This window comes from Cryobacterium sp. W22_MBD10_FK3 (genome assembly GCF_052113745.1).
Classification (GTDB): domain Bacteria; phylum Actinomycetota; class Actinomycetes; order Actinomycetales; family Microbacteriaceae; genus Cryobacterium.
Map to the genome: position 1 here is coordinate 1 of NZ_JBGQOH010000013.1, position 24,845 is coordinate 24,845.

The 24,845-nt window shown below is 66.8% G+C and carries 18 protein-coding genes; 15 read left to right on the forward strand and 3 right to left on the reverse strand.

The genetic code is table 11. From position 1 onward, the window contains the following. Window positions 1-234 precede the first annotated feature (234 nt). Complete coding sequence (locus ACEN2M_RS12590; protein ID WP_441648475.1) at window positions 235-1,266, reverse strand: response regulator transcription factor; 1,032 nt, start codon at window positions 1,264-1,266, stop codon at window positions 235-237. A gap of 42 nt (window positions 1,267-1,308) precedes the next feature. Continuing rightward, complete coding sequence (locus tag ACEN2M_RS12595) at window positions 1,309-2,304, reverse strand: glycoside hydrolase family 6 protein (RefSeq protein WP_441648476.1); 996 nt, start codon at window positions 2,302-2,304, stop codon at window positions 1,309-1,311. 81 nt (window positions 2,305-2,385) lie between these two features. On the opposite strand from ACEN2M_RS12595, the gene ACEN2M_RS12600 reads away from it, so the two are divergent. The 10 genes from ACEN2M_RS12600 (at window position 2,386) to ACEN2M_RS12645 (ending at window position 18,214) form a co-directional block, all read left to right on the forward strand. Continuing rightward, window positions 2,386-3,861, forward strand: a complete 1,476-nt coding sequence (locus ACEN2M_RS12600; RefSeq protein WP_441648477.1) for a malate:quinone oxidoreductase — start codon at window positions 2,386-2,388, stop codon at window positions 3,859-3,861. Window positions 3,862-4,068: 207 nt separating this feature from the next. Further along, a complete protein-coding gene (locus ACEN2M_RS12605) occupies window positions 4,069-5,502 on the forward strand; it encodes an MDR family MFS transporter (RefSeq protein WP_441648478.1) in 1,434 nt (477 codons plus the stop codon). Window positions 5,503-5,556: 54 nt separating this feature from the next. After that, entirely contained in the window at window positions 5,557-7,155 is a 1,599-nt protein-coding gene (locus ACEN2M_RS12610; protein ID WP_441648479.1) for an Rv2578c family radical SAM protein, read from the forward strand. Between the two features lie 350 nt (window positions 7,156-7,505). Continuing rightward, window positions 7,506-9,455 (forward strand): hypothetical protein, encoded by a 1,950-nt coding sequence (locus tag ACEN2M_RS12615; RefSeq protein ID WP_441648480.1) that lies wholly within the window; start codon window positions 7,506-7,508, stop codon window positions 9,453-9,455. A 686-nt stretch (window positions 9,456-10,141) separates the two neighbouring features. Then, window positions 10,142-11,164 (forward strand): Abi family protein, encoded by a 1,023-nt coding sequence (locus ACEN2M_RS12620; RefSeq protein ID WP_441648481.1) that lies wholly within the window; start codon window positions 10,142-10,144, stop codon window positions 11,162-11,164. 424 nt (window positions 11,165-11,588) lie between these two features. Beyond that, window positions 11,589-12,851, forward strand: coding sequence for a sensor histidine kinase (locus ACEN2M_RS12625; protein ID WP_441648482.1), 1,263 nt, complete (start codon window positions 11,589-11,591; stop codon window positions 12,849-12,851). Next, entirely contained in the window at window positions 12,848-14,245 is a 1,398-nt protein-coding gene (locus ACEN2M_RS12630; RefSeq protein ID WP_441648483.1) for a hypothetical protein, read from the forward strand. The genes ACEN2M_RS12625 and ACEN2M_RS12630 overlap by 4 nt, the downstream gene beginning before the upstream one ends. A 26-nt stretch (window positions 14,246-14,271) precedes the next feature. Continuing rightward, entirely contained in the window at window positions 14,272-15,000 is a 729-nt protein-coding gene (locus ACEN2M_RS12635; protein WP_441648484.1) for a thymidine kinase, read from the forward strand. 71 nt (window positions 15,001-15,071) lie between these two features. After that, window positions 15,072-15,722: a response regulator transcription factor gene (locus ACEN2M_RS12640; protein ID WP_441648485.1), complete on the forward strand. Its 651-nt coding sequence runs from the start codon at window positions 15,072-15,074 to the stop codon at window positions 15,720-15,722. After that, a complete protein-coding gene (locus ACEN2M_RS12645) occupies window positions 15,719-18,214 on the forward strand; it encodes a sensor histidine kinase (RefSeq protein WP_441648486.1) in 2,496 nt (831 codons plus the stop codon). Before ACEN2M_RS12640 ends, ACEN2M_RS12645 begins: the two co-directional genes overlap by 4 nt. On the opposite strand, the gene ACEN2M_RS12650 is transcribed toward ACEN2M_RS12645, so the two are convergent. Beyond that, the gene (locus tag ACEN2M_RS12650; RefSeq protein ID WP_441648487.1) at window positions 18,215-18,943 is read right to left on the reverse strand and encodes a CPBP family glutamic-type intramembrane protease; all 729 of its coding nucleotides are present in this window, start codon (window positions 18,941-18,943) and stop codon (window positions 18,215-18,217) included. Between the two features lie 141 nt (window positions 18,944-19,084). Between ACEN2M_RS12650 and ACEN2M_RS12655 the strand changes: the two genes are divergently transcribed. Genes ACEN2M_RS12655 through ACEN2M_RS12675 form a run of 5 tightly spaced genes read left to right on the forward strand, consistent with a single transcriptional unit; the run spans window position 19,085 to window position 24,840 of the window. Further along, window positions 19,085-20,536 (forward strand): polysaccharide biosynthesis tyrosine autokinase, encoded by a 1,452-nt coding sequence (locus ACEN2M_RS12655; RefSeq protein ID WP_441648488.1) that lies wholly within the window; start codon window positions 19,085-19,087, stop codon window positions 20,534-20,536. After that, window positions 20,533-21,201: an arsenate reductase/protein-tyrosine-phosphatase family protein gene (locus tag ACEN2M_RS12660; protein WP_441648489.1), complete on the forward strand. Its 669-nt coding sequence runs from the start codon at window positions 20,533-20,535 to the stop codon at window positions 21,199-21,201. Before ACEN2M_RS12655 ends, ACEN2M_RS12660 begins: the two co-directional genes overlap by 4 nt. Window positions 21,202-21,204: 3 nt before the next feature. Further along, window positions 21,205-22,173 carry a hypothetical protein gene (locus tag ACEN2M_RS12665; RefSeq protein ID WP_441648490.1) on the forward strand — a complete coding sequence of 323 codons (969 nt, stop codon included), beginning with the start codon at window positions 21,205-21,207 and terminating at the stop codon, window positions 22,171-22,173. 16 nt (window positions 22,174-22,189) lie between these two features. Next, complete coding sequence (locus tag ACEN2M_RS12670) at window positions 22,190-23,668, forward strand: sugar transferase (protein WP_441648491.1); 1,479 nt, start codon at window positions 22,190-22,192, stop codon at window positions 23,666-23,668. After that, window positions 23,668-24,840 (forward strand): glycosyltransferase, encoded by a 1,173-nt coding sequence (locus ACEN2M_RS12675; RefSeq protein WP_441648492.1) that lies wholly within the window; start codon window positions 23,668-23,670, stop codon window positions 24,838-24,840. Before ACEN2M_RS12670 ends, ACEN2M_RS12675 begins: the two co-directional genes overlap by 1 nt. Window positions 24,841-24,845 lie beyond the last annotated feature (5 nt).

The window sequence follows — 24,845 nt, forward strand, 5'->3', positions numbered from 1 at the left end:
CCCGGGCACCCCCCCCCGCGCCCGTTGCGCTCGCGCTGCTCGGGGCGAGCAATGTGGGTCAGGCGCCACCACGTGGGTGGCGCGCCACCCGCATAGCGGCGCCTACCCCGCATAACGCCCAAACGAGCGCATAGCGGCGCCTACCCCGCACGACGCCCAAACAAGCGCATAGCGGCGCCTACCCCGCATAACGCCCAAACGAGCGCATAGCGCCGCCTCAGCGCACGCAGCGCCCTAGTACGACTCGCGCCCAGCGTCGTCGGATGCCGCCAGCCGGTAGCCCACACCGCGCACGGTCTCGAGCCAGCGCGGGGAGGTGAGGCTGTCGCCGAGCTTGCGGCGCAGGTTGCTCAGGTGCGCCTCCACGGCGCGTTTGTCGGCCTCGTTCACGTAGTACGAGGTCACGTAGCTCTCGCCGCGCAGCAGCAGCGCCAGGTCGGCCTTGCTGCGCACGCGCCGCTTCGACTCGAGCAGCGCGGCCAGCAGGTCGAATTCGGTGCGGGTGAGGTCGAGCTCGTCGGTGCCGAGCATGGCCAGGCGCATGTCGTTGCTCAGGCGCAGCCCGTTGTGCTCGATCCAGTCGCCGGCGCGCTCGTCAGCGCTGGCGGATGCGGCGTGCCCGGCGTGCGAGATCGGCACGGTCTGGGTGGCACCCGCGTAGTGCTCGTCGGCGGCGGACACCGGAGCCAGGCTCGGCGGCAGGTCGGCGATCGGGGGCGTGGGAGTGGTGACCGGTGGCACGTAAGCCGGGGTGTACGCGGGTTCCGCAGACGCAGACGCAGACGTAGACGCAGACGCAGACACCGGCGCCGACCCGGTCGCACCAGGAGCACCAGCCGCGAATCCGCCGCCAGCCCCGTCGGCGCTCTCCGGCGGCAGTGCCAGCCGGGGCCGGCGCAGCATGGCGTCGATGCGGGCGCGCAGCTCGCGTGGACGGAACGGCTTGGTCAGGTAATCGTCGGCGCCGGCCTCCAGGCCCTGCAGCGTGTCGATCTCTTCGTCACGCGCGGTGAGCATCACCAGATAGGTGGCGCTGAACGCGCGAATGCGCTTGGCGGTCTCGAAACCGTCCATGCCCGGCATGCTCACATCGAGCGTCGTCACGATCGGGTCGTACGCCCGAACCGCACGCACACCGTCGAGCCCGTTGCTCGTTGCGATGGCGTCAAAACCGGCCTGAGTGAGCACCGCTTCGAGCAGATGGCGGATGTCTGCGTCGTCCTCGATGATTACCGCTACTCTGCGAACTTCCCCCGGCGACGACATACCTCAGAATCCTACTCGCTCTGAGCATCCATCACGTAGCGCTCACCAGCCGGCGGCGGCGGCGAGCTGCAGCGCCCGCTCGTTCCACCACTCCCCGGCGGCCGGACCGTTGTTGCAGGTGCCGTCGCTCTCGCCCGGTTCCTTCACCCAGAGGTCCGCGTCGCGCAGGCCCCCGTCGGTGGTCGCCGCGGGGGTGGCGCCGAGCGCCCGGCCGGGCGGGTTGCACCACTCGCCGTTGCTGCCCAGGCCGTTGCGCGAGGTGTCCACGACGAAGTGGGCGTCGCCGGTGAGCGCGGAGACCGCCTCGCCGTAGCTCTGCTCCGCGGCGGAGTCGTTGTAGTTGGAGACGTTGGTGGCGAAACCGCGCACCTCGGCCACGCCGGCCCGGTTGAGCAGGTCGGCCGTCGTGGCCGGGTTCAGCCAGTCCGAGTGGCCGGCGTCGAGGTAGACCGTGGCGATCGTGGGCGCCAGAGTGGCCACGCCCTGCTTGATCTGCTGCACCCGCTGTTCAACGTTGCCGCACTCGGTGGCCAGCGCCAACGCATCCGGTTCGAGAATCACCACGGATGGCGTGAGCGTGAGCGCCGTCGCAATGGCGGAGACCCAGGTGGGGTAGTCGGTCTCCGAGAGCCCGCCGGCCGAGAAGTTGCCGCAGTCGCGGTTGGGGATGCCGTAGATCACGAACACCGGTGTCTGCCCGGCGGCCGCGGCGGCCGTGGCGATCGCGGTCACATCGGCCTGCACGGTGGCCAGCGGGTACCTCTCCGGCAGCAGCCAGATCGCGGCGGGCTGCTCGGCGATCCGGGCGAGCGTGGCCGCGGCGGCAGACTCCGGGTCGGCGGTCGCAGCGGCGGCCGCGGCCACATTCGCGGTGGAGTCCGGGTCGGCATAAAAAACCTGCCCGGCGAGCGGGTTGCTGTGCGCGGCGGTGCCCGCCGCCACGGCGAAGCTGCCGATGAAGAGGCCGAGCGCCGCGATGGGCGCCGCGAGGGCGATGATGCCCAGGGAAATGCCCAGACGGCTGCCGGTGGTGTCCATTCGGCAACCCTATACGCCGCCCCGGTCGGGGCGCTGCGGATGCCTGCCGGAGCGGCCCGCGCACCGGGTTAGAGTAAGAACGTGAATTCAGAAAAGGTCGATGTCGCCCTGATTGGCGGGGGAATCATGAGCGCCACCCTGGCCACCCTGCTCGCCGAACTGCAGCCCGACTGGAACATCCAGGTCTACGAGCGCCTCGGCGAGCTCGCTCAGGAGAGCTCGAACCCGTGGAACAACGCCGGCACCGGGCACGCGGCGCTGTGCGAGCTCAACTACATGCCCCAGGCCGCCGACGGCACCGTCACCGCCGAGAAGGCCGTGGCCATCAACGAGCAGTTCCAGATCAGCCGTCAGCTCTGGTCGCACCTGGTTGACACCGGGGTGCTGCCCGAGCCGGAGAAGTTCATCAACTCCACCCCGCACATGACGTTCGTGCACGGCACCTCCAACGTGGACTACCTGCGCAAGCGCCGCGACGCGCTCGCCGACCAGCCGCTGTTCGCCGGCCTGGAGTACAGCGAAGACCCGGCCGTGATCGGCGAGTGGACCCCGCTGCTCACCAAGAAGCGTTCCGCCAAACAGAAGATCGCCGCGACCCGCATCGAGTCCGGCACCGACGTGGACTTCGGCGCCGTCACCCGCTACCTCTTCGACTCGCTCAAGAAGCGCGGCGTGAAGGTGCACCTCAACCAGCAGGTCACCAGTCTCAAGCAGCAGAGCGACGGCTCCTGGAAGCTCAAACTGCTCAGCCTGGTGGGCCGGTACACCAACACCGTCGAGGCCAAGTTCGTCTTCGTCGGTGCCGGCGGCGGCGCCCTGGCGCTGCTGCAGAAGAGCGGCATCCCCGAGATCAAGGGCTTCGGCGGCTTCCCGATCAGCGGGCAGTTCCTGCGCACCTCCAACCCGGCCATCGTGGCCCAGCACCAGGCCAAGGTCTACGGCAAGGCCGCCGTGGGTGCGCCGCCCATGTCGGTGCCGCACCTCGACACCCGGGTGGTGGATGGCGAAACCTCGCTGCTCTTCGGCCCGTTCGCCGGTTTCAGCCCCAAGTTCCTCAAGAGCAGCACCTGGTTCGACCTGCCCTTCTCCGTGCGCCCGCACAACCTCGTGCCCATGCTCGCCGTGGCCAAGAACAACTTCGGCCTGATGAAGTACCTCGTCGGCGAGGTCTTCGCTTCCCGCACCGCCAAGCTCAACGCCCTGCGCGAGTTCATGCCCACGGCCAAAGCCGAGGACTGGGAGCTGATCACCGCCGGGCAGCGCGTGCAGGTGATGAAGAAAGACGCCAAGGCCGGCGGCATCCTGCAGTTCGGCACCGAGGTCATCACCTCCGCCGACGGCAGCATCGCCGGACTCCTCGGGGCCTCGCCCGGAGCATCCACCGCCGCGCCGATCATGCTCGACCTGCTGGCGCGGTGCTTCCCGGGGGAGTACTCCCGCTGGGAGCCGCAGCTGCGCGAGATGGTGCCGAGCCTGGGCACCAAGCTCTCCGACGACCCCGCCGCGGCTGTCGCGTCCCTGGCCGCCACCGCTGCCACCCTGCACCTCACCGCCTAGCCCGCCCGCGGAGCGCCCGGAAAACAGGAAACAGTGAGCTTAAGAGGACGCAAACGGCGAAAGCATCCTCGTAAACGGACTTTTGCCTTTTTATCGTGCGTGGCCAAGTCGACCAGCAGCGGAGGAATCGCGCAAAACTCGGAATAGTCAGCCGCTTTCCACGCTTGGGCCCAGAGTGACCCACGGATACGACACAACGTTCATCGGATGAGTGTGGATAGACGGGACGTCGGCTTCCGGTCCGAACGCGGGCCCATCCTCATCGCCCTGATGTTGACCACCGGGCTCGTCGCCATCGAGTCGACGATTCTCGCCACCGCGGTGCCTTCCATCGTGAAGGACATCGGCGGCTTCTCGCAGTTCCCGTGGTTGTTTTCCATCTACCTGCTAGCGCAGGCCGTGTCGGTGCCGGTCTACGCGAAGCTGTCCGATGTCATCGGTCGCAAGCCCATCCTCCTCTTCGGCATCGGCGTCTTCCTGCTCGGCTCGATCCTCTGCGGGTTCGCCTGGAGCATGCCGGCCCTGATCGCGTTCCGGGCCGTGCAGGGCCTCGGCGCCGGTGCGATCCTGCCGATGTCGGTCACCATCGCCGGCGACATCTATACCGTGGCCGAGCGCGCCAAGACCCAGGGGTACCTCGCCAGCGTGTGGGCCATCTCCTCCGTCGTCGGGCCGACCCTCGGCGGGGTTTTCGCCGAGTTCTCGACCTGGCGGTGGATCTTCTTCATCAACATCCCCCTGTGCCTCATCGCGGCATGGATGCTGATGCGCACCTTCCACGAAACCATTCAGCACCGCAAGCACAAGGTGGACTACCTCGGCGCCACCCTGCTGATGCTGGCGCTGAGCGCCCTGCTCCTGGCGGTGCTCGAGGGCGGGCAGGCGTGGGCGTGGGGCTCGCCGCAGAGCATCGGCATCTTCAGCATCGGTGCGCTCCTGCTGGTGGCCTTCGTCTTCGCCGAGCGCCGCGCGGCAGAACCCGTGCTGCCGATGTGGGTCTTCTCTCGGCGTGTGGTCCTCACCAGTTCGCTGATCGGTCTGGGCGTCGGCGGCATCATGCTCGGGCTCACGTCGTTTGTGCCCACCTACCTGGAGGGATCGCTCGGGGTCACCCCCATCCTCGGCGGTCTCGCCGTCGCGGCCCTGACCATCGGCTGGCCCATTTCGGCGTCCCAGTCTGGCCGGCTCTACCTCAGGATCGGCTTTCGCGCCACCGTGCTGATCGGCCTGGCCATCACCGTGCTCGGCACGGTGACCCTGGCGCTCACGGCCGCAACGCCCGCCGTCGCCACCGTGGCCGTCTCCTGCTTCGTGATCGGACTCGGGCTGGGTCTGGTGGCGACGCCATCGATGATCGCCGCCCAGTCCAGCGTGGAGTGGGAAGAACGCGGGGTCGTCACCGGCACCAACATGTTCTCCCGATCGATCGGCAGCGCCGTCGGCGTCGCCATCTTCGGTGCTATCGCCAACGCCATCTACGCGCTGCCCGGCAACACCGACCACAACCCCCAGGCCATCACGGATGCGTCGTCCGCCGTGTTCGTGGCCCTGGCGATCACCGCGGTCGCCACCGTGGCGGCGGCCTTCTACATGCCGCGTACCAAGCCGCTCGGCCTCGACCCCACGCCGCGCACCCGGTAGCTGCCGGCCCGCCGCCCGCTTGCATCCCACTCGAACATGTGTTCGACTTGATGCATGCGGTGGAGTGGACAAGAGCTAACAACCGAGCAGGCCGGCGCGCTGCCTGGCTTGGCACGGCTGAACAACCTGGTGCGCAGCGTGCGCACCCCAGAATTCGACGGCATCACCTTCCACGAGGTGCTCGCCAAGTCCGCCCTCAACCGGGTGCCCGGCCAGAGCGCGATGCCATTCGGCTGGACCATCAATCCCTACCGCGGCTGCTCTCATGCGTGCACTTACTGCCTGAGCCCAGAAACTCTCATCCTGATGGCCGATGGTCGGCAGAAACCGCTCGGGGACGTCAAGGTCGGTGAGGCCCTCATCGGCACCCACGCCGGCGGCCTGACTCGGCGCTTCACGGAAACGACGGTGCTTGCTGCCTGGAACACGCGCAAGCGCGGCTATAGGATCACCCTTGCCGACGACACCGAGATCGTCGCCAGCGCAGACCACCGCTTTCTGACCGAGCAGGGGTGGCGGTACGTTGCCGACACCGCCATCGGCGAGGAGCCGCGCCCGCACCTGACAACCACGAGTGCGCTCATGGGTTTCGGCGCCACGGGGGCAACGCATGCCTCATCGGATGCCATGTTCAGCCCCGACCCGCACCTCACGGGCGCCGCAGTGAATTCCGCCGCCGAGCTGCAGATCGTCTCCATCGAAGACCTGGGCACCACCATGGACATGATCGACATCACCACGGGCACCGGTGACTTTATCGCCAATGGTGTCGTCAGCCACAATTGCTTTGCCCGCCCCACTCACAACTACCTCGACCTCGACGCCGGCAAGGACTTCGACAACGAGATCATCGTCAAGGTCAACGTGGCCGAGGTGCTCCGCAAGGAGCTCGCCAAGCCAACCTGGGGCAAGCATCCGGTGGCTCTGGGCACCAACACCGACCCCTACCAGCGCGCCGAGGGGCGCTACCGGCTGATGCCCGGCATCATCGCCGCGCTCGCCGACTCTGGCACCCCGTTCTCGATCCTCACCAAGGGCACTCTGTTGCGCCGCGACCTCGACCTGCTGCAGGAGGCCAGCCGGCACGTGCCGGTCGACCTCGCTCTGTCGATCGCCATCTACGACGACGCCCTGCAACAGTCCGTCGAACCCGGTACCCCCAGCACCAAGGCCCGGCTCGCCACGGTCGCCGCCATCCGCGACCGCGGCCTGGACTGCTCGGTGTTCATGATGCCGATCCTGCCGTTCCTCACCGACACCAAGGCGCACCTCGACGACGCCATGCGCCAGGCCAAGGCCGCCGGCGCCACCGGGGTGCTCTACAGCGCCCTCTACCTCAAGCCCGGCGTCAAGGAGTGGTACTTCCACTGGCTCGAGCAGGCGCACCCCGAGCTGCTGCCCAAGTACCGCGAGCTCTACAAGCGCGGCACCTACGCGCCCAAGGAGTACCGCCAGTGGCTGGCCCAGCGCATCCACCCGCTGCTCAGCGCGCACGGCCTGCACCGCCGCCGGGAAGATCCGGCGACCGGCGGCATCCTCTCGACGGCCCTCACCGCGCCAGCAGCCACCGCCGCCTCGTCGGGCCACCCGGCGGTCCCGCCCTCCCTGATCGCCGCCGAGCTGCCGCTCGACCTGGCACCGACCCTCTTTTGAGCTGCGCGGGTCAGGCGCCGGTAGGCGGGTGGCGCGCCCCGGGCATACCGGCGCCTACCCCGCATAACTCCCCAGCCAGCGGATGCGGCGCCCCGCCAGGCCTCTCGCCCACCCCTCTCCTCTACATCGGCCAACTCTCTCCCTCGCCGGCTCCGCGATCGCCTTCGGCTTGGCCCCGCCTCGCGCCCACCCCTCTCCCCGCCACCGCCTAGCAACCCCGGCCAGCTCGACCCGCACGACGGATGGAGCGCGATTTGTTGCGGGCCTCAACGGCGGTCGATAGGCTCTCGATCGCACCGGCGTCGGCGACGAGACAGCCTGCTGGGCACGGCGCTTAGAGATGGATCCGAATGTCGACGTTGTCGCGCAATCCGGTGGCCAGATTCACCCGTCTGAGCGGAGCCGTACTAGCGATAGCCGGCATGAGCCTCACCGCCGTGCCGCTCGTCGCGGCAGCAGACCCGGCTGGGCCATCGATGAACAGCGTCACGATCGAAGTGATGATCTATGACCAGGATGTCCCGGTTCCGCTGGTCGGGACCGTCGTCACGCTCCGAAATGAAACGAGCGGTGACGATGCGGGCACAGGCACAACGGGATCCGATGGCCGCGTCACCTTCGACGTCGATACGGCCGCCTCGTCGCAGTACTCCGCCGACCCGCAGTGGCCCGGCGGTAACAGTGACGATGCTGCCCTGTGGTGGATGAGGACGGAGTTCCGCGCCACGACCACGAACGTGGTGTCCATCAACGTGCAGCACCCCTACCGATACCTCTCCGGCCGAATCACCGCGACGGATGGCGCCACCGCGCTTTCCGACCTGACCGGCGGCGCTGCTGTGCTCACCCGCGGCGACACCGCCCTGCAGACGATCCCGCTGGCCGCCGACGGTTCCTTCAGTACCGCCGCCGTGCCGACTCTTGACGCTGAACAGTACCGGCTGAGCTTCACACCGCCGCTGGCCTACGTGCTCGCCGAGGGGCAGGATGCGGGCAATGTCGTGTTCGCTCTGCCCGTCGATCCCGACGGCGCCACCTTCGACGTGTCGCGCGCCTTCTCCGTCGTGCCGCTCGTGCCGTCGACGCCCACGCCCACGGCGCCCCCGACTGACACTCCGACCCCCACCGACACCCCCACGCCCACGGCGACCCCCACGCCCACGGCGACCCCCACGCCCACGGCCACGGCCACCCCCACCCCCACCCCCACGGCCACCCCGACGCCCACCGACACCCCCACAGAAATCCCAACGCCGTCGCCCACCAACTCCCAGGCGCCCGTCCAAGGAACCGGCGGAACGGGCACTGTGTTCCCCGGCACGACCGGACTGAGCGGCGGCCTCAACGCGGTGACCGAGAGTCAGCTCGACGATCTGCTCGCCGCGACAGCCGAAGCTGGCAGCGGCAACACCGTCGGGCTGACCAACGAGGCCGGCCAGGTGCTTGGTTTGGCAACAAAGCCGCAGGCCACCGCGCAGCCGAAGCTGCGGACTATGGTCAACAATGTCACCGGCGCCATGCCCGGCGTAACAGTGACTGACGTGCCCTTCGTCGCCTTTGATCTCGAAGCGGCTCTGATGGCGGTCCAGATGAACCGTGTCAAGAACATGGACCAGCAGCTCCAGACCCAGATCGAGAGCATTCAGGCCAACAACGCCCAGGCGACGCGCCTCAACGACGCCCTCAAGATCGTGCGTGGCTACTACTACGAGGACTACCCCTTCGCGGAGGTCTCTGCGGCGGTCCGCGCCGCCGGCGTGCTGAGCGACCCGTTCCTGGACTCCTCCCCGACCGATGCCATCAGGCAGAGTCTCAGGCCACCGAAAGAGGGGCCCACACCCGCGCTGATCCTCAGGCTGAGGGGGATCATCGACACGAACTCGAACAACCAGCAAATGGACATGCTCCGCTTGCAGTCGTTGACCAACAAGCGCAACGAGGCCTTCGAGATGATGAGCAGCATTATGAAAAAGATCCAGGATTCCAACTCGCGCATCATTGCCAATATGCGCTCAGAGCCGGTCGCCCTTGGCACCGTGCAGTGGAACAGCGGCACGGTGACCGGCAACGTGGACCTGACCGCGGTTCCCAACGGCAGCCACCACCTCATCCTCAACTTCGCGGATCTGGGAGTGACGATCATTGCCGATGTGACCGTTCAGCGCGGCAGCCTGGCAACCACGGGCGCGCAGGCGGGGGCGACGCCGGCAATCGGCCTCGGGATGCTGCTTCTCGGCTTGGCCGGAGTCCTCGGCGGGCCGGTCCTGCGTCGACGGGGGCTGCGCCCAGCTGCCTCGTAGCACCAGCGTCGCTGCTCCTCCTGTGGCTGGATGCGCCCGCTATAGCTGGTGCATCCAGCCACACGGGGTGCAGCGAACACCCGGCCAGGAGCTCACCGCGCCAATCCGCGCCCGCGCGTGATAGCGGCGGTCACTCGGCAAAATGCCCCAACGAAGGGATGCGCCCCCACGAGCCCGCTGGCCGGACCGGCCCGGAGCGGCTGCTGACATGACCGACGCGAAGAAGTAAGCGTGCCGCGCAAACTACAGCGCGGCATACCCTGCCGCCGCACCTCCTGAGCCACGATCTCATCCGCTGTCGTGACGCGCAGCCGAGCGCTGAACCGAACCCGCTCCGGCAAAGCCGGCACGCTATCCACTCGGCTGAAGAGCGTGACCCCGAGGCTCGGCGGTGATCGCGGACTGGTGGAACAGCCCATTTAGCACGCAACCGTGCCGCTCGAAGATCGCCCGCGCCCGCGTGCTCGCCTTGTCGTCCTCATCATTGCCGCGGTGGCGCCGTTGAGCACGGGCCAGTTGGATTCAGTTTCGCCGAATCGGGCACGTCTTCTTCGTGCCCTCGCCGAGGGCACCTTGGCGCACAGTCCCTTCTCGGTTGATTGTGCTAGATTTCGGTTATCAGACATCGCCCCCCTCTGAGCCTCGGCTCAAGGGGGCGATTTTCATTCCGCGGTATACGTTGAGGTGTGGACTACACCAAGGACTTCAAGGAACGCGAAGAACTCCTCAACCAGCTCGTGGAACGCGGTCTCGCTATCCCCGACCGCGACGAGGCGCTCGACCTCTTGACCCGCGTAGGGTACTTTCGCTCAGGTGCATATCGGTATGTCCTCCGACAGCTATCTCCACCCGGCGAGATCGACGAACGGCTGCGACAATATCGCCGGGACGAATACCTGCCCGAGGCGAGTTTCACACATGTGATCAAGCTCGAGGCCTTCGACGCGAAGTTGGGGCGCGTCTGTCTGGAAGGTCTCCTAGACTTCGAAATTCGGCTTCGGGCGGCGATCGCCCACACATTGGCTGCGAGGAACGTAGCTGCACACGCCTCCCAAGAATTCCTTGATGAGCGAACTTGTCAACAGCCCGCCGGTGACACGACCAAGTTCGAGGCGTGGATGAAGACATGCCAAGACGCAGTGAGTTCGGGCGCGGAAGACGAGGACTTCATTGCTCACCATGTCCTGAAATACCCCCATCAACCTGTGCCTATTTGGGCTGTCACTGAGGTGTTGAGCTTCGGCAAGCTGCCTTTTCTCTTCGACCTCATGCAGACTCAGGATGCACGGGAAGTGGCTCGGATTTTTGGATTTGCGCACCCCCGTCGCTTTGGAGCGGTACTCCGCATGATGGTCGACTTCCGGAACACCTGTGCTCACGGGTCACGTCTCTTCAACCGCGCATTCAAACGTGCACTTTCGATCAAGAAGTATGAAACCAACGGAGATCTTCTTGCCCATCTCCTTGAGTCCGATTTCACTGCTACGCCCAAGCCGAATCAACGGCTTTACATCTATGCGGCCACGCTGGCGTTCATGCTGCAATCGCATTCTTCCGGGTCGACTTGGAACATGACCTTCAAGACACAGGTAAGGAAGCTCAACCTTTCACTACCCGCCCCAGACGGCACCCAACTCATCACTCCTAGTGTCAGCATGGGGTTCCCAAAAGACTGGGAAGACTTGGCGCTTTGGAAGCCAGCATCGTAGTCGTCGGGCCCTGGCATTGACGGTCCGCATGACGCGAGCGACAACTGTCGGTAACAACGGCCGCTCTCAGGCTAGGTACTCTTCTATTCCCACTGCCACCATCGTTCGAGCGTGTCGAAACCCTGCACCAACTGACGACTGAGGTCCCGGGCCGAAGCGGATTTTCAACTCTGCCCTGCGCCCGACACCCCGTCCGAGCTGCGCGGGTCAGGCGCCGGTAGGCGGGTGGCGCGCCCGGGGCATACCGGCGCCTGCCCCGCATAACGCCCCGCCCCACCGCACACCGGCGTCTGCCCCGCAGACCACACCCTCGCCGACGGATGCGCGGCCCCCCACGGGATCACGACAAGCTCCATCAACGCACGTGCTCACCGCCACACACCACCCGCCCGCAACTGGGATAATCAACGGTGGAGAGGGCGCAATGTCACTAGGTCTACCCGGCCATCTGGTCCAGGCCACGCTGAGCCGTGCCCTCGCCCGCGCCTCGCACTGGTTCGGGCTCATCTGCCTGGCCGGCGCCCTGTGCTCGGTGCTGGCGCTGAGCGTGTTCCCGCCCACCGACCGGCTGCAGGTCACCGTCGCCGCGATCCTCGGCATGGGCGCCCTGCTGGCGCTGCTGGCCCGCTGGCGCACGGTGCCGCTCACCATCGCCTACCTGCTGCTCGGCGCCGTGTGCACCTACCTGTTCACCAGCGCGGTGCTGGGCATGCCCGGGGTCTTCCCGTCGTCCGACATGTTCCTCATCTCCCTGCCCAAGATGGCCCTGATCATGGTCGGCGGCGCCGGCTCGGGCGCGCTGATCGGGGTGCTCTGGAGCACCGTCGGCTTCGTGCTCGCCGAGGTCGCCGCCACCCTCGCCGTGTCGCAGACCGCCGTGCCCGACCGGCCCGACGTCTTCACCATCGTCACCTACCTGTTCCTGGTCGGGGTGATGCTGCTCGACGGCCTCGCCCGCCACACCGGACGCGCCGCCCAGCCCGCCATCCACCGCGCCGTGCAAGACGACGAGTCCCGCAGCCTCCGTCACGATTTCGACGTGCGCGCCATCGCCCTCATGCACGACACCACGCTCAACCAGCTGGTTTCGGTGGCCCGCGCCAAACCCGGCCCCATGACCCGCGCCCTCGAGGCCAGCCTGCGCGAGACCTTGCAGACCCTCGACGATCGCGACTGGCTCATTCACGTCGATGAGCGCACCGCCGCCACGAAGGGTGACGACGGATGGCTGTCCAGCGCCGTCTTCCGAGCCATCGACCGCATGCGCGACCGTGGTCTCGTCGTCGACATCACCGGCGCCAAGGAGTCCCTCGCCCGCCTCGACCCGGAGAGCGACCGGGAGCTGGGCTTTGCCGTGCAGCAATGCCTGGTCAACGTGCTGCTGCACGCCGGCATCGTCAGCGCCGAGGTGGTGATCGACGCCGATGAGCAGAACGTCTCGGTGATGGTGCTCGACGCCGGCCGCGGGTTCATGGAGGCCGAAACCGGCAACGACCGCCTGGGTCTGCGCCAGTCGGTGCGCAAACGCATCGAACGGCTCGGCGGTTCCGTGGTGATTTGGTCGCGGCCCGGCGCCGGCACCTCGGTGCTGCTCACCCTGCCGGCCCCGCCCATCGTGCCGAGCACCATCGCCGCCGCCGAAGAAGCCACCGCCGAAGCCCCCACCGATCAGGCCCCCACCTCATGACCAACCGCCGCGCCACCCAGCAGCGCCTCGACCCGCTGGGCACCCTCGCCGCCTGGCCGCTCGCGCCCCTGATCGCCGCGATCGTGCTCTGCTACACGGTGATCGCCACGGTGCTGCAACAGGGCCAGATCCAGAACTCCCTGCTGGCCACCCTCGCCGTGCTCGCCATGGCCGCCGCCGCCGGCACCCTCGTGATCGCCACCCAGCCGGCCAACGCCCCTTTCCACGGCCGGCTGCACCTGGTGATGGTCGCCCTCGCGCTGCTCGGCTACCTGCTCGAACAGTTCAGCCGCTGGGGCGGCAACCTGCTCGTGCAAGACGACTTCGGCCCGGTCTGCATCGGCTTCCTGCTCCTGGGCTTGGCGCCCTACCGGCCCTGGCGGGAGATCGCCTGGTCGGGCGTGGCCGCCAGCGTCATCGCGATCGTCGTCACCGTGCCGCAGCAGGCCTCCTACGAGGTCACCGTGCCCATCGCCGTCTACGCCATCGTCGCGGCCACCCAGATCCTCGCGCCCGCCGCCGCCGGCGCCGCGTACTCCCGGCGCATCGTGCGCTCCATCCTCACCTGGCAGACCGATGCCCGCCGCGCCATCGTCGCCCGCACCGAAGAGGCCCGCGGCCAGATGGCCCGCGCCGTGGTGGAGCAGCAGGTCGCCGCCCTGAAGTCCGGCGTCATCCCGTTCCTCTCCGCCCTCCTCGAGCGCGGCACGGTCACCGCCCTCGACACCGCCCAGGCCGGCCAGCTCGCCGCCGACGTGCGCCGCACCCTGGTCGCCGAGATCGACCGCACCTGGCTGGACTCCGTGGCCACCCGGGAACGCGCCGCCCTCACCGAACGCGGCACCCCGGGCCTGCTCGTCGTGGCCGACCCCGAGCACCGGGCCACGGCGTTCCGCGCCGACCAGCGCGCCGCCACCGCCGCGCTCATCGGCGCCCTCTGCGCCGCACCCGGCTTCGACCCGCACAGCCTGGTGGTGCAGATCACCGGCACCACCGTCCCGGCCGCTCCCACCGCGACCCAGCCGGTGCCGCGCATCCCCACCGGCCGCCGCCCCGGCCCCACCCGCGGCACCCCGCTCAATCCGCTCGGTCTGCTCGCCGCCGCCAAGACGGCCACCGCCGCAATCCCCGCCGCCACCCTGGTCGACACCCTCGCCATCCAGGCCGCGCTCGACCTGCCGCCGCGCAAGGTGCGCGCCCTGCTGCGGCCCTACCTGGGTGTCATCCGGGTGGTCTTCACCAATGTGCGGGTCACCGTGCGGCGGCCCTCGCTCACCATCGAGTTCGACAGCGCCCGCGACCCGCACGAACTCACGGCGGCCGCGCAGGCGCCGGCCACCCCGGCCACCCCCGCAGGGGTGCGCGCGCAGAAAGCGCCCCGCCAAGTACGCTGAAACCCACGACAAACGCAAGGGCGGTTATGGCAAAACTGTATTTCCGATACGGGGCGATGAACAGCGGCAAGAGCACCTCCATGCTGCAGGCCGCCTACAACTATGAGGAGCGCGGCCACCGGGTGCTGCTGGCCAAACCGTCGGTCGACACCAAGGGCGACCGCGGCATCCTCTCCCGCCTGGGCGTCACCCGCGGCGTCGATTTTCTACTCACCCCCGAGACGGATGCCTACGCCCTGTTCCAGCAGCACCGGCACGACACCCTCACCGCCAGCGGGCTCGACGTGAGCGCCCTGCTCGTCGACGAGGCGCAGTTTCTCACCGAGACCCAGGTCGACGACCTGCTGCGCATCGCGATCCTCGAGAACATCCCGGTGCTCGCCTACGGCATCCGCACCGACTTCCAGACCGTCGCGTTCCCCGGCAGCCGCCGGCTGCTCGAGGTGGCGCACAGTCTCGAAGAGCTCAAGACCATCTGCCGTTGCGGTCGCAAGGCCGTGTTCAACGGTCGCAAGGTCGACGGCGCGTTCGTGTTCGACGGCGATCAGGTGGCCATCGACGGCGTGGAGGTCACCTACGAGTCGCTCTGCGGCTCGTGCTACCTCGAAGAAAGCCACGGCGTGCTCAACAACCGCCGTCGCGAGCCGGTTCGCCAGGAGCGGGGGCGCTCAACCGATCCAGATGCGCAAACTGCTAACAATCCAATCGAGAGCGCCCCACGCAGCCCCCCGGCGTGTTCCCCGTCACTACCTTAGAGACACGGCATCATTCGTAAAAGCCGTCATTTATCAGGGCACCCTTTCCGGGCCGCCGCGAGAGGCACAGAATGAACCGGTACCGGGTCGCGCTGATCGACGACCATGAGATCGTCGCGCGCGGGTTCGCGGGACTGTTCGCCACCCTCCCCGAGATCGAGGTGGTGGCCACCGTCGCCACCGTCGCCGAACTGCTGGCCCAGCTGGGCGACAGCCGCGTCGACCTGGTGATCCTTGACCTGCGGCTGTCCGACGGCTCCACCGTCACCAGCAACGTCGACACCCTGCGGGCCACCGGTGCGGCCGTGCTCGCGTTCACCGGCGGCGACGACGCGCAGCTCATGCGTGCCGCCGCGCGCAGCGGCGTGCTCGGGGTGGTGCGCAAGTCCGAACCCACCGACGTGCTGCTCGACGCCGTCACCCGGGCCGCCGGCGGCGACACCATCGCCTCCACCGAGTGGGCGGCGGCGCTGGATGCCGACCCCGACCTCTCCGACGCCGGCCTCAGCCCGCGTGAGCGGGAGGTGCTCTCGCTCTACGCCGCCGGAGCGAAGGCGCCGCTGGTGGCCTCGCACACCGGGTTGTCCGAACTCACCGTGGTGGACTACATCCGCCGGGTGCGCTCGAAGTACGAGCGGGTGGGCCGGCCGGCGAACACCAAGATCGACCTCTATAAGCGCGCCCTGGAGGACGGCATCCTGCCGGTGCCCGGCCGCTCATGACCGAGCCCGCGCCCGCCCAGACCGCCACCACCAACCTCACCCGGCTGCTCTGCCTGGCGGTGGCCGGTGCGGCAATCATCTTCGGGTTTTTCTCCATCAGCTCGTTCCTGGCGCAGGCCTGGCTGCCCGGCCCGGCGCTGGCCGCCGCCGCCTGGGCTGCCTCGTTCGGTTTGCCCGTCACCCTGGGGCTCAGCGTGCGCTGGGGTTCCCGGCGCATCCTGCACGGCATCGTTCTGGCCGAGGTGATCTGCTTCGTCGTGATCCTCGGCTTCTGGCTCGTCGCCCGGGCCGGCCCGCTGCCCGTCGACGCCGACATCCCCTGGGTGATCACCTTCACCGGGGTGCCCTGCGTGGCCGTGGCCATCTTCGCCCGCGAGCGCCTGGCGTGGGCGTTCGCGGTGTTCGCCTGCACGCTCAGCGCTTGGGTGCGCTTCGCCACCTCCGCCGAGGCCAACCCGGCCCTGGTCGGCCTGGCCGACGGCCTCTACTCGTTGCTGCTCGTGAGCGTTTTCGTGTCGCTCACCCTCGCCGCCCGCCGGGCCGCGGCCCGGGTCGACGAGGCCACCCTGCTCACCCGGCAGGCCGAAGAGCACCGGGCGGCCCGGGTGGCGAGGCGGCAGGAGCGGCTCACCATCGACGCCCTCGTGCACGACAGCGTCATCTCCACCCTGCTCATGGCGGGGCTGGGCCGCACCCTGCCGGCGGTGGTCTCCGAGCACGCGTCGAAGACCCTCACCCAGCTCGACGCGCTGCGCGCCCCGCCCGTGCAGCCGGTGGTGCTGGTCTCCGAGGTCGTCGGCCGCATCGAGCGGCTGGTGCACCAGATCGCCCCGGATGCCGCGGTGCGGGTGGAGAACCCGCCCCGCGCGGGCGAGCACACCGCCGTCGAACGCACGGTGCCCTCGGTGGCGGTCACCGGCATCCTCGGCGCGGTCGGTGAGGCGCTGCGCAACTCCGTCGTCTCCGCCGCCGGCCCCACCACTGCCGCTGGCGCCGCCACAATCCGCCGGGTGCGCCGCACCGTCACGGTGCTCTCCACGCCCGACGGTTTCCAGGTCACCGTCAGCGACAACGGCGTGGGCTTCGACCCGGCCCGGGTGCCCCCGCAACGCCTGGGCATCGCCCAGAGCATCGTGGGTCGCATGGACCGGGTGCCCGGCGGCGCCGCGCACGTGCGCTCCGCCCCCGGCCGCGGCACCGACGTTGTCGTGGCCTGGGCCCCCAACCGCCGCGCCCAAGCCGTCCCCGCGCTGGCCGCCCTCGCCACCGCCGCCACCACCTTGGTCGAGCCCAATCCGCTGCTCGAGCTTGTCGAGACCCCCCGCCCCATCTTTGCCAACGCCCCCCGTCCGTTGGTCGAGCCTGTCGAGACCCCGCACCCCGCCCTCACCAACGCCCGCACCCCCCACGAGCGCCGCGCCACCGAACGCCGCCCCGAGTCCCCGGCCCCGTCGTGGACCGACACCGACACCGATACCGACCCCGACACCGACCCCGTCTCGCTCGCCCGCACCCTCGACCTCACCACCCCCATGGCCCGGCTCATCCTGGCGTTGTTCGTGCTCGTGCACGGCCTCCTCGCCATCCTCGCCCTCGTCCCCGGCCGCCCCCTGGCCCTGATCGCAGGCGCCTACCTCGCGATCATGCTGTCCGGGGTCACCCTGATGCGCCGCACGGCCCACCCCTTCCCGCGCGCCCAGGTGGCCGTGGCCCTCGTGCTCAGCGGGCTCGGCGCCGTCATGATGTTCGCGTACCTGCCCGCGCACAGTTCGGCCCCGTTCGCGCATTGGCACCTCGGCGCCATCACGCTGATCCTCTTGGTGCTCGCCGCCCGCGGCCAGATCCGGTCGGCCTGGATGGGCTACGCGGTGCTCGCGGCCCTCGCCCTGGCCTGGGCGGTCAGCACCGGCCAGCCGGCCTTCACCGGCACCCAACTGGTCAGCCGGCACGCGGGCACCCTGCTCGCGGGCAGCCTGTTCGTGGTCGGCCTCGGCCGCTCCGAACGCGACCTGCGCGTGCTCAACCAGGTCGACCTGGCCCGCGCCCGCCGCGACGCCACCACGGTGGCGGCCATCGACGAGCGCAAGGCCGCCCTCGTGCGGGTGAACGCGCTCGCCCGGCCCACCCTGCTACGCCTGGCCGAGCCGCACGCCCTCACCGCCGCTGAGCGCACCCAGTGCCTGCTCATCGAGGCCACCCTCCGCGACGTCATCCGCGGTCGGGTGCTGTTCGTGCCCCCGGTGATCGCGGCGGTCAACGCGGCCCGGCAGCGCGGCGTCGAGGTCACCGTGCTCGACGACAGCGCCGAGAGCCCGCCCGAGCAGCTCGACACCCTCGCCCGCACGGTCGCAGACGTGCTCGACAGCACCGAGCACGGTCGCATCACCGTGCGGGTGCTGCCGGCCGGCCGGGCGAATGTCGCCACTCTCGTGATCGACTCCGGCGTCCCCTGCATCCTCACCGTCGGCCCCGACGGCGTCCTGCGAGGCTAGTCAGCCGAGCAGCGCCGGCACCACCACGAGCGCGTTGAAAGTGATGTGCGCCACGATCGCGCCGCCGAGCCGCCCGGTGGCCACCGTCAGACCCGCGGCGCCCAGGCCGAACAAGAACGTCGACAGCCCGATCACCACCGTGGCGGTCACCGACCCGGTGTCGATCACGTGCACGAGGGCGAACAGCGCCGCGCTCACCACCACAGCGGTGCCGGCCGCCACCGCTGGCGTTACCCCGGTGCCGGATGCCGCGCCCCGCACCGACGGCAGCACCAGCCCGCGAAAGAACATCTCCTCTATAACGGGCGAGAGCAGCACTGGGGCCAGGAACACCGCGAAGAGCCACCACAGATCGCGCACCGGCTCACCCAGCGTCGCGCCGCCCGTGCCCATCTGCCCATACCCGGCGATCTCCACGATCGTCGCGAACACCCGGGCCACCACCCCCACGGTGAGCCCCCAGAGCAGATCGAGCGGCCGAAACCGCAGCCCGATGTCGCGCACCAGCGACCGCGACCCAAACCCGAAACAGAAAATTAATACGGCGCCCAGAAGCGGCACCCACACCACGAGGTAAGGGAGCAGCGTGCTCAACTGCGTATCGACAATGCCGCCCCGCGCCACCAGGACGTTCAGCCCCACCACCAGCACAATGGCCGCGACAATGCCCACCGCCGAGATCTGAACCCCCACACGCGAACGGGGGCCACGGGCAACGGCTGCTTTCATGAAGCCCAAACTAGCGTGTCGAGGGGTTGCGCTTTGCGTATTTCGGTGGATGAGGGTGTGCCCGGGTGTGGCACGATAACTAGGGGGCGAACGATTCCGGCCTCGCACCTGTCTGGCAAAGCACCAAGGAAAGGCCGCTGAGTGGAACTTCGCGACTACATTCGTATCCTCCGCAAGAGCTGGGTGCTGATTGTCCTGCTCACGCTTGTCGGCGTTGGTGCCGCCGCTGCGTTCTCCCTGGTTCAGACGCCCAAGTACAGTGCTACATCGAAGGTTTTTGTTTCCACGCAGTCCACGGGAACAACGTCCGATTTGGTGCAAGGCAACAGCTTCACCGTTCAGAGAGTCAAGACGTATTCTGACCTCGTCGGTACCCCGATTGTGCTTCTTCCCGTGATAGCTGCTCTCGACCTCGGTATTACGTCTGATCAGTTAGCGGCAAGCGTGACCGCGTCTGCTCCATTAGATACATCCATTATTGATATCTCTGTCACCGATACTGACCCGGTGCGGGCGGCCGACACGGCCAACGCCATTTCTCAGAGTCTCACGGCGGTCGTCGAAGAAATCGAAACGCCTCTAACCGACGACGCCATTTCCCCGGTAAAACTGACCCGAGCCCAGGAAGCCACGGTGCCGTCGGCACCGGTCAGCCCCAACGTCCCGTTGAACATTGCGCTCGGCGGTTTGGTGGGCCTGGTTCTCGGAGTGGGCCTTGCGGTGCTTAGGGAGACCCTCGAGACTCGCATCCGCAACGAGCACGACGTCGAAGGCGTCACCGACGTCGCCATCCTCGGCGGCATCGTCTTCGACCCCAAAGCGCAGGACCGCCCGCTCATCGTGCACGTTGACCCGCGCAGCCCCCGAGCGGAGTCGTTCCGTACCTTGCGCACCAACCTGCAGTTCCTCGACGTGGGCCGCACCGACCGCAGCTTCGTCATCACCTCGTCCATCGAGAGCGAGGGCAAGAGCACCACGGGTGCCAACCTCGCCATCGCGCTCGCCGACGCCGGCTCCAAGGTCCTCCTCATCGATGCCGACCTGCGTCGCCCCAAAGTCGCCGACTATATGGGCGTCGAAGGTGCCGTCGGCCTCACCGACGTGCTTATCGGTCAGGCCGAGCTTGAAGATGTGATCCAGCCCTGGGGCCGCGCGCAACTCTTCGTTCTGCCGGCCGGCCAAGTGCCGCCCAACCCCAGCGAGCTGCTTGGCTCAGCGCGTATGACGCACTTCATTGGCGAGTTCAACCGTATGTTCGACGTGGTCATCTACGACACCCCGCCGCTCCTGCCGGTCACCGATGCCGCGATCCTCGCCAAGAACGTCGGCGGCGCGATTATCGTCGTGGCCGCGGGCCGCACTCAGAAGAACCAGCTCAAGGGTGCCATCTCTTCGCTGGACAATGTCGGTGCCCCCATCTCCGGTCTCGTGCTCACTATGTTGCCCACCAAGGGCCCTGATGCCTACGGCTACAACCGCTACGGCTACGGGTACGGCTATGGCTACGGCGACGAACTCACCACCGAGGAGCCCACCCGCCGCGAGCGCGCCAAGCAGGCAAAACGGGCTCGAATCAAGAAGCCCAAGTCATGACCGTGCAGGGCACCGCGCCCTTCACCATCCTTGTAGTGTGCACCGGTAACATCTGCCGTTCCCCCGTGGCAGAACGCCTCCTGCGTGAGCGGCTCGAGGTCCTCGGCATTCCGGCCACGGTGTCCAGCGCCGGCACCCAGTCCATGGTTGGCCACGACATGACACCCGAGGCCGCGCAGCTGGCCGAGCACTACGGCGGGGATCCCCTCGGCCACCGCTCCCAGCAGCTCACCGCCCAGCTGATCGCCGATGCCGACCTGGTCCTGACCGCCACGCGGGAGCACCGCAGCAAGGTAGTTTCTCTGCACCCCCGAGCCTCCCGTTACACCTACACCCTCAACCAGCTGGCCCGCCTCCTCCCCGGAGCCCTCCCGGCAAATCCGCTGGTCGAGCTTGTCGAGACCCCCAATCCGCTGGTCGAGCCCAACTCGCCGGTCGAGCTTGTCGAGACCCCGCGAGCCGACGCCGCCTCCGCCCTCCGCACCGTCCTAACCGAAGTAGCCGCCACCAAAGGCTTCTCCCCACCCCCCACCCACCCCGACGACGACGACATCGAAGACCCCTACCGTCAGTCCGCCGAGGTCTACGCGCGCGTCGGCAACGTCATCAACAACACCGTCATCACCATCACCAACGGCTTCGCCACCGCGACGGGCCACCGCTGACCCATGTCCCGCCCAGCCCGTTACAATCCCCACAAGTCACCGCGCCGACGTCGCTGGATCTTTGCTGCTGTCATCGCGTTCGTGATGGTCGATGTCCTCCTAATCAGTTGGGCACTAGGTGCACGCAGCGTCGACGCTGCGACAGAGCCATCCCGACCCATCCCCACCTTTACTCCTGGTCCGCCAACAGCCGATCCGACTCCGTCGCCGGTTACTGCATCGACTGTTGCTTTACCCTCAACGCGGCTCCTCTCTGCTCTCGATGACACCACCGCATGGCGGGCAACCACAGGTGCGTGCCCTGCCGGCGCAAACCCTGAACTCACCACTGATGCGGGCGAGAGCTGGCTTAGCACCGATGCGACAAATGACGTTGAGATCACGACGTTGCAGAGCCTGAACGTGGTCTCGGACACCCTGATAGAACTAGTAGGTCTCTCTGCCGATGATTGCACGCCGCAATTTGCCAAGTCCTTCGTCGCGGGTGACGACTATTCCAGCTACCCCGAGCAGCTGGATGGCCGCTGGTATGTCGACCCGGCCGACCGATCCGTCGTGCACACGCCAATCGGTGAGGCGGCCGCACCGTGTGCAGCAGTCGTAGCGCTTGCCCCTCGCCTCGACGTCGCTGGATCGGCCGCAGTGCTGTGTGCTGACACGCAAGTCTTCACGACAGCCAATTCAGCCGAGACCTGGAGCGAGCCGTTCCAAATACCTGGTTCAGTTAATCTGGCCGTAACCGCGGTGGGCTACGTTGTAGCAACGGTCGGACTTCCGGAGTGTGCGGGAGTGCAACTTATGGTGCTCTCGGTCGAATCCTCCACGGTTACGTCAACCGGCTGTCTCTTGGTTGACGCGTCGGTGGAAACCATGCCGGGAAATGTTGCAGTTGCGGAAGCCTCTGGAACCTTGTGGCTTTGGGTGGGCAACGATGTTAAACGATCATTGGACGGGGGGATGGCCTGGCGATAATCTGCAGGCCAGCGGAATGAACGAAGAATCGTTAACGGCCGAACCTGCGGTCGGTCACTCTGTGCGCGACTGGCGCACCATTTATGCAGGCCGGATGGTAATCACAGATTTGCTCGTTCTCATCTGGGTTGTCTTCGGCGTTCAGATCGCCTGGTTTGGGTTCGAGACCGCGGATGTTGCATTTCGTGGCAGCGCAAGCGACTTGGGCGTCAGCTACACCACGGTCTCTGTCCTCGTGATCGCCGGTTGGCTGGCCTTCCTTCAAGTCTTCGGCACGCGTGAATCTAGAGTGCTCGGCACCGGCCCCGATGAATACAAGCTCATCATGTCTGCTTCGATGCGTCTTTTTGGCCTCCTGGCTATTGCGGCCTTCCTTCTGCATATCGATGTGGCACGTGGCTATATCCTTCTGGCCTTCCCATTCGGAACCGTCGTGCTTGTCTTCTCTCGGTGGATATGGCGTCAGTGGCTCTGCGCGAAGCGTCTCGACGGTGAATTCGTGTCCCGAGTCTTGCTTGTCGGTTCGCAGACATCGACGCTGCACCTGGCCAGAGAATTGGGCCGGCAGCCCGCGGCGGGCTACCTCGTGGTTGGGGCCTGCATTCCCGGAGGCTTCGACAACAGCAGCCTTCCCGGCACCGAGATCCCGGTATTCAGCGATATCGACGAGCTGCAGGCCGCCATGTCAAGTGTGAACGCAGACACCGTGATCGTTACTAGTAGTGACGAGCTCTCGCCGGATCGGATCCGATCCATCAGTTGGGGCCTTGAGCCGGGTCGCCAGCATCTCGTAGTCGCCCCCAGTCTTACCGACATTGGTGGGCCCCGAATCCACACACGTCCAGTATCGGGGCTCCCCCTGATCCACGTGGAAATGCCGAGGTATGAGGGGCGGAAACAGTTCACGAAGAGGGCATTTGATGTACTCGGATCGAGCGTATTGCTACTCGCCCTGTCTCCACTTATCTGCTTGATCGGCCTGATCGTCAAATTTACGAGCCAGGGTCCGGTTCTCTATCGGCAAGAGCGAATCGGGATGAACGGTGAGCCATTCAACATGTTGAAGTTTCGGTCGATGACTGTGAACGCTGATGAGCAGCTTGCAGGCCTGCTTGAAGTTCAAGGCACCCTTGATAGCCCGCTATTCAAGGTCAGAAATGATCCAAGGCTCACAAAAATCGGTGGATTCTTGAGGAAATACTCCCTCGACGAACTATTGCAGCTTTTGAACGTGCTCAAGGGAGATATGAGCCTCGTCGGACCGCGTCCCCAGAGGGAGGGAGAGGTAGCGCTCTACGACACCTCCGCCCACAGGCGTCTGTTCGTCAAGCCTGGCATGAGTGGGCTCTGGCAGGTGAGCGGTAGATCGAACCTGTCTTGGGAGGACAGTATCCGGCTCGACCTCTACTATGTAGAGAACTGGTCTTTGGCTGGTGACCTGGTTATTCTCTGGCGAACGATCCGAGCGGTTGTGTCGCCCGCCGGAGCCTACTGATGGTTACTGAGACGCCTCACGATGCCCTCGCTGAGAATTCAACTGTTCTGGTTTGTCCAACGCCCCAGGGAGGACATATCGAGCACGCTGCAGACCTCGCAATTGCAATATCCCTCGGCGGCGGCGAGAGTACAACTCTGCTGACCAGGGCTGGTGCGAAGAGCTATCTGCCTCCCGGTGTAGACAGCTACCTGTGTGTGAACGAACTCATTCCACCACTGGTGTCGAAGGATCGTCGGTTTGTCGGTCTGAGGATATTGCTCAATTTGGTCGTAGAACACTGCCGAATCAGATCCTTTCTTTCAAAGAACCCGAACCTTAGAACACTAGTCCTGGAAGAAGCGAGATACCCGTTTCCAGGGTTGCTCAAGTGGGGTACAAGTATCGATCGAATCTGCCTCATCAAACACAATGCTGTAGAGCATGCCCAAACAACTACGTCTGTAACAGATCGGTTTCGTAACTGGATAGCTCAATCCTGCCTCCGACGGGTGGATATGGTGGCCGTGCACGGCTATCGGCAGCTGGTTTCCGTGAGAGGAATGACTCCTTCCCCTGTGAAGGCTTTCACTCTCCCTGGTGCGTCGTACTTGCCGCGCCTCAGAGGTGCCGGCACTCAGAGTTCGAGAGCAGAGGACGCTTCAGTTCAGGATGCGTTTTTGTGTGTTGGGGAAATAAGGCCGAACAAGGGGGTCGAGCGTGCAATCGCGGCCGCCAAACTGTCCACCTGCAGATTGATCGTTGCAGGAGAGGGAATCGATCCGTCCTACGTCTCCTTCCTGCGAGAAGCTGCCGGCACGTCGGATGAGATTGAGATCCGACCGCATTTTCTTTCTCCCGCTGAGTTCGACTTTCTCCTGGGCTCAAGTCGGGCGGTTGTGCTTTCCTACATCCACTTTGAGGCCCAAAGCGGTGTTCTCGCACGAGCCATGGCACTTGGTGCTGAAGTTCTAGCTTCGGATCTCCCGTCCCTGCGCGAACAAGCGGGGGATTACCCGTTCATTTCGTTTTTCCCGCCCGCTTCTGCAGACGCCTTGGCTGAATTGATGACAGCGTCCTCACTGCACCGCCGGGAGAGTCACACGGGAAAATCTCCGGGATCGTCCGAGCTTCTTACTGCAGGAACGCATGCATGGGAGGAGATGGCGCTTGGGCTCCGCAACGGCTGGTAGGTCTC

Bases quoted from the DNA above. Each gene is read 5' to 3' on its own strand.
- ACEN2M_RS12590 (WP_441648475.1), bottom strand. From the start codon at position 1,266: ATGTCGTCGCCGGGGGAAGTTCGCAGAGTAGCGGTAATCATCGAGGAC.
- ACEN2M_RS12595 (WP_441648476.1), bottom strand. From the start codon at position 2,304: ATGGACACCACCGGCAGCCGTCTGGGCATTTCCCTGGGCATCATCGCC.
- ACEN2M_RS12605 (WP_441648478.1), top strand. From the start codon at position 4,069: ATGAGTGTGGATAGACGGGACGTCGGCTTCCGGTCCGAACGCGGGCCC.
- ACEN2M_RS12610 (WP_441648479.1), top strand. From the start codon at position 5,557: ATGCGGTGGAGTGGACAAGAGCTAACAACCGAGCAGGCCGGCGCGCTG.
- ACEN2M_RS12615 (WP_441648480.1), top strand. From the start codon at position 7,506: ATGTCGACGTTGTCGCGCAATCCGGTGGCCAGATTCACCCGTCTGAGC.
- ACEN2M_RS12625 (WP_441648482.1), top strand. From the start codon at position 11,589: ATGTCACTAGGTCTACCCGGCCATCTGGTCCAGGCCACGCTGAGCCGT.
- ACEN2M_RS12630 (WP_441648483.1), top strand. From the start codon at position 12,848: ATGACCAACCGCCGCGCCACCCAGCAGCGCCTCGACCCGCTGGGCACC.
- ACEN2M_RS12635 (WP_441648484.1), top strand. From the start codon at position 14,272: ATGGCAAAACTGTATTTCCGATACGGGGCGATGAACAGCGGCAAGAGC.
- ACEN2M_RS12640 (WP_441648485.1), top strand. From the start codon at position 15,072: ATGAACCGGTACCGGGTCGCGCTGATCGACGACCATGAGATCGTCGCG.
- ACEN2M_RS12645 (WP_441648486.1), top strand. From the start codon at position 15,719: ATGACCGAGCCCGCGCCCGCCCAGACCGCCACCACCAACCTCACCCGG.
- ACEN2M_RS12650 (WP_441648487.1), bottom strand. From the start codon at position 18,943: ATGAAAGCAGCCGTTGCCCGTGGCCCCCGTTCGCGTGTGGGGGTTCAG.
- ACEN2M_RS12660 (WP_441648489.1), top strand. From the start codon at position 20,533: ATGACCGTGCAGGGCACCGCGCCCTTCACCATCCTTGTAGTGTGCACC.
- ACEN2M_RS12665 (WP_441648490.1), top strand. From the start codon at position 21,205: ATGTCCCGCCCAGCCCGTTACAATCCCCACAAGTCACCGCGCCGACGT.
- ACEN2M_RS12670 (WP_441648491.1), top strand. From the start codon at position 22,190: ATGAACGAAGAATCGTTAACGGCCGAACCTGCGGTCGGTCACTCTGTG.
- ACEN2M_RS12675 (WP_441648492.1), top strand. From the start codon at position 23,668: ATGGTTACTGAGACGCCTCACGATGCCCTCGCTGAGAATTCAACTGTT.